The 542-nt window shown below is 63.1% G+C and carries 2 protein-coding genes; both read right to left on the reverse strand.

Annotated features, from left to right (window positions below):
- A partial coding sequence (locus tag AACY08_RS30735; RefSeq protein WP_445262056.1) for an AAA family ATPase occupies window positions 1–179 on the reverse strand: 179 nt, incomplete at its 3' end.
- On the reverse strand, window positions 176–542 hold a 367-nt coding region (locus AACY08_RS28465), incomplete at its 5' end, for a hypothetical protein (RefSeq protein WP_339472436.1). The genes AACY08_RS30735 and AACY08_RS28465, both read right to left, overlap by 4 nt.

A 542-nucleotide genomic window follows, 5' to 3' on the forward strand; every position in this document is an offset into this window, starting at 1 on the left:
TGGTTCTTGGTGCTATGACGAACGAAGAATGCGGCCCGCAGCGCCTCGAGCAAGGTCGATTTGCCGGTCTCGTTCGGTTCAATCACTATGTTCAAGCCGTCGGTCAGGCCATCGATCGCCATCGGCTCGCGGAATTTGCGGAATCCGTCGACCGCGATCCGCCTGAGGCGCAGACTCATGCCTTCTCCTCCCGGCTATATTCGACGAACAGACGCTCCAGCGCGCGTTTTGCGACGGCAGCGTCGGCGGCACCAGTTTCGATGCGCGCGGTCAGCTTCGCGGCGGCGAGCCCGAGCATGCCCTCCACCGCAAGCTGGGCAAGATCGTCATCGCTTGGTCGGCCGACCAGATCGGCGGCGCGAACGTCGAGATAGCGGACACGGAGGCTGACATCGTTCTCAAGCCGGCCGAGCATGGCCACGCGATCGGTGAGGTTGGTGATGCCGGCAAGGGATAGATCGAGGAGCGTTGCCGGCGGGTCGATCGACCCCAGCAACTGATCGCATTCCGCGTCGAAACCAGCCTGATCGTTCACGGTCCAG

This window comes from Pseudomonas sp. EL_65y_Pfl1_R83, from assembly GCF_963970695.1.
GTDB classification, from domain to species: domain Bacteria; phylum Pseudomonadota; class Gammaproteobacteria; order Pseudomonadales; family Pseudomonadaceae; genus Aquipseudomonas; species Aquipseudomonas tritici.